This is a genomic window from Conyzicola sp., from assembly GCF_057073975.1.
On sequence record NZ_JBXMIS010000069.1, the window covers coordinates 1 to 2937 of the forward strand.

Annotated in this window: 3 protein-coding genes; 1 reads left to right on the forward strand and 2 read right to left on the reverse strand. The window is 70.3% G+C overall.

Going from position 1 to position 2937, the window contains the following annotated elements; translation table 11 throughout:
* A partial coding sequence (locus AC14A7_RS06295; RefSeq protein WP_484007300.1) for an ABC-F family ATP-binding cassette domain-containing protein occupies positions 1–1192 on the reverse strand: 1192 nt, incomplete at its 3' end.
* 61 nt (positions 1193–1253) lie between these two features.
* Between AC14A7_RS06295 and AC14A7_RS06300 the strand changes: the two genes are divergently transcribed.
* Positions 1254–1748, forward strand: coding sequence for an MOSC domain-containing protein (locus AC14A7_RS06300; RefSeq protein ID WP_484007302.1), 495 nt, complete (start codon positions 1254–1256; stop codon positions 1746–1748).
* On the opposite strand, the gene AC14A7_RS06305 is transcribed toward AC14A7_RS06300, so the two are convergent.
* A partial coding sequence (locus tag AC14A7_RS06305) for a molybdopterin-dependent oxidoreductase (protein WP_484007304.1) occupies positions 1741–2937 on the reverse strand: 1197 nt, incomplete at its 5' end. The genes AC14A7_RS06300 and AC14A7_RS06305 overlap by 8 nt on opposite strands.

Below are 2937 nucleotides of genomic sequence, written 5' to 3' on the forward strand. Positions count from 1 at the left end.
ACCCGACGCGCTCGAGCATCTGCGTCGGCGTCATCTCCTTGCCGCCGGCGATGTAGCTGCTCTTGTTGCGGGCGATGACGTCGCTCACGCGGTCGTTCCAGACGTCCTCCAGCTCGGCGAGCTGCTGGGTGAGGGTCGACACCTTGATGGTCTTGCCGCGCTTGACCCGGCCGGAGGTGGGCTGCAAGCTGCCGGCGACGAGGCTGAGCAGCGTCGACTTGCCCGCGCCGTTGACGCCGAGGATTCCGGTGCGCTCGCCGGGTGCGATGCGCCAGGTCACGTCCTTGAGCACCTGCTTGTCTCCGTAGGAGACGCTGACACCCTCGAGGTCGACTACGTCTTTGCCGAGCCGCTGCATGGCCATGGATGCAAGGCTCACCGAGTCGCGAACCGGCGGCTCGTTGGCGATGAGCGCGTTCGCCGCGTCGATGCGGAACTTGGGCTTCGCGGTGCGGGCCGGAGCCCCGCGCCGCAGCCAGGCCAGCTCCTTCTTCATGAGGTTCTGGCGCTTGCCCTCCATGGTCGCCGCCATCTGGTCGCGCTCGACGCGCTGCAGGATGTAGGCGGCGTACCCGCCCTCGAACGGCTCGATGAGGCGGTCGTGCACCTCCCAGGTCGCGGTGCAGATCTCGTCGAGGAACCACCGGTCGTGGGTGACGACCACGAGGGCTCCCGCGTTCTGCGACCAGCGGCGCTTGAGGTGACCGGCGAGCCAGGTGATGCCCTCGACGTCGAGGTGGTTGGTCGGCTCGTCGAGGAAGATGATGTCGTGGTCGCCGATGAGCAGGCTCGCGAGGGCGACACGCCGTCGCTGGCCACCGCTGAGATCGGCGATCTTCGCCTCCCACGGGATGTCGCTCGCCAGCCCCGCGATGACGTCGCGCACCTGCGGATCGCCGGCCCACACGTGCTCGTCGATGTCGCCGATGATCGTCTGGTGCACGGTGAGCTCGTCGTCGAGGTCGTCGGACTGGTCGAGCACCGCAAGGGTGACGCCGTTGCGGCGGGTGACCCGGCCGCTGTTGGGCTCGAGCCGACCGCTGAGCATCTTGAGCAGGGTCGACTTTCCGTCGCCGTTGCGGCCGACGATGCCGATGCGGTCGCCTTCGTCGAGCCCGATCGTCAGGGAGTCGAAGATGACCCGCGTCGGGTATTCGAGATGCAGCGCTTCAGCGCCAAGGAGATGAGCCACTCGTCAAGGGTACGGGGGTGGGAGTCGCGCGCGCGCCACGCACGGGTGCAAGAGTGGTGGAGTGCGCCACCCCGTCGAGATCGTGCAGCTGCTCGCCTCCCCCGTGCACCGCTACGACGGTCGCCCGAAAGACGGGCCCGCGCGGTTCGACGGGGTCGAGACCCACGAGTCGGTGGAGGTGCGGGCGGGGCTCGGCATCGTCGGCGACCGCTTCTTCGGGCAGCGCGCGCACCGACAAGAGGCCGTGACGCTCTTCGCCATCGAGTCACTCGAGGCCGCGGCTGCGACGCTCGGCGTCGGCGGACTGGATGTCGCGAAGACGCGCCGCAACGTCATCCTTCGCGGCTACCCCGTCGACGATCTGCGCGGCGCGCGGTTTCGCCTCGGCGAGGTGGAGTTCACCGCCCACCGCCCGGCGAACCCGTGCGCGTGGATGGACGAGCAGCTCTCCCCCGGCGCGTTCGCCGCGCTGCGCCGGCGGGGCGGCATGCGCTGCGAGCCGCTGACCGACGGGGTACTGCGGCTCGGGCCGACGACGCTGGAGCTGCTCAGCTGACCTGCACGTCGATGGTGTGGTAGCCCTCCGCGCCGTTGGGGGCGACGAACTTCTCCGTTCCCGACTGCGTGAAGCCGCTCGCGTCGGTCGCGCGCACCTGCAGCACGTAGGAGCCCGGCTCGGCATCCCACGAGTAGTACCACTGGCGCCAGGTGTCGACCGAAACCGCCTCGGCGAGCTCTGCCTCCCGCCACGGGCCGTCGTCGACGCGCACCTCGACCGACTCGATGCCGGTGTGCTGGGCCCACGCGACTCCCGCGACGGCGACGGTTCCAGCCGAGGCGGAGCCGCGGGGCACGTCGATGCGGGAGGAGGTCTTGATGGGGCCCTTGGCATCCCATCCGCGTGTCGTCCAGTAGGCGGTCTCGTCGGCGAAGCGGGTCAGCCTCAGCTCTGTCACCCACTTGGTTGCGGAGACGTAGCCGTAGAGTCCGGGGACGACCATGCGCACCGGGAAGCCGTGCTCGAGGGGAAGCGGCTCGCCGTTCATCGACACGGCGAGTATCGCGTCGCGGTCGTCGGTGAGCACCCCGAGCGGGGTGGAGGCGGTGAACCCGTCGACGCTGCGGGAGAGCACCATGTCGGCCTTGGCCAGCGGCCGTGCGCGCTCCAGCAGCGAGCGGATCGGGTAGCCCGTCCACATCGCGTTGCCGATGAGGCCCCCGCCGACCTCGTTCGACACGCAGGCGAGCGTGACGGCGGTCTCGATGAGGGGAAGGGCGAGCAGTTCGTCGAGGGAGATCTCGACCTCCTCCTCGACCATGCCCGTGATGCGAAGCCGCCACTGCTCCGTGTCGATGCGCGGCACCTGCAGAGCGGTGTCGATGCGGTAGTAGTCGGCGTTCGAGGTGAACAGCGGGGTGATGCCGTCGATGTCGAGGGAGGCACCGGCCGGCACCGGCGGGGCCGGCGACTTCGGCGGTGGGATGACCAGGGCCTCGCGAACGACGTTGACCGCCGACGTCGCCGCATTCACCGCGCGAGCGGTGATGCCGACGACGATCGCCGAGGCGGAGGTCGCGGCGAGCAGGTTGACGAAGCGCCGCCGCGACAACCCGAGCGACGCCGGCGTCGGCGGTGCGTCGACCCACGCGTGCAGGCGGCGGGTGCCGAGAACGAGAACGAGGATGCCGACGCCGGCCCCGACGACAGTCGGCAGCGCCCACAGCGGCGGGGGGGGGGGGGGGGG